Raw genomic sequence first — 508 nt, forward strand, 5'->3', positions numbered from 1 at the left:
GCCGCTACTGGGGGAATCTCGGTTGATTTCTTTTCCTCGGGGTACTTAGATGTTTCAGTTCCCCCGGTTCGCCTCGTTAACCTATGTATTCAGTTAACGATAGTGTGTCGGAACACACTGGGTTTCCCCATTCGGACATCGCCGGGTCAAAGGTTCATATCACCTCGCCGGCGCTTTTCGCAGATTAGCACGTCCTTCATCGCCTCTGACTGCCAGGGCATCCACCGTGTACGCTTAGTCGCTTAACCTCACAACCCGAAGATGTTTCACTTCATGATTGCGAAAATTTGAGAGACTCGAACACACCATTTAAGATGTGTCGTTTCAATTTTCAGCTTGATCCAGATTTTTAAAGAGCAAAACTTCTTAATGCACTCAAAAGTACATTCAGAAGTTCATCATTCATCAGACAATCTGTGTGAGCACTACAAAGGCAGGTTCTTTAAGGTAAGGAGGTGATCCAACCGCAGGTTCCCCTACGGTTACCTTGTTACGACTTCACCCCAGT

Annotated in this window: 2 rRNA genes; both read right to left on the minus strand. The window is 46.9% G+C overall.

Annotated elements, in window-relative coordinates:
- A 23S ribosomal RNA gene (locus tag ACOTXI_RS24270) occupies positions 1–248 on the minus strand; the annotation flags it as partial.
- Positions 249–448: 200 nt separating this feature from the next.
- Positions 449–508: ribosomal RNA gene (locus ACOTXI_RS24275) — 16S ribosomal RNA — on the minus strand; the annotation flags it as partial.

This window comes from Enterobacter cloacae complex sp. BZL2005 (assembly GCF_049238885.1).
Lineage (GTDB): Bacteria > Pseudomonadota > Gammaproteobacteria > Enterobacterales > Enterobacteriaceae > Enterobacter > Enterobacter roggenkampii.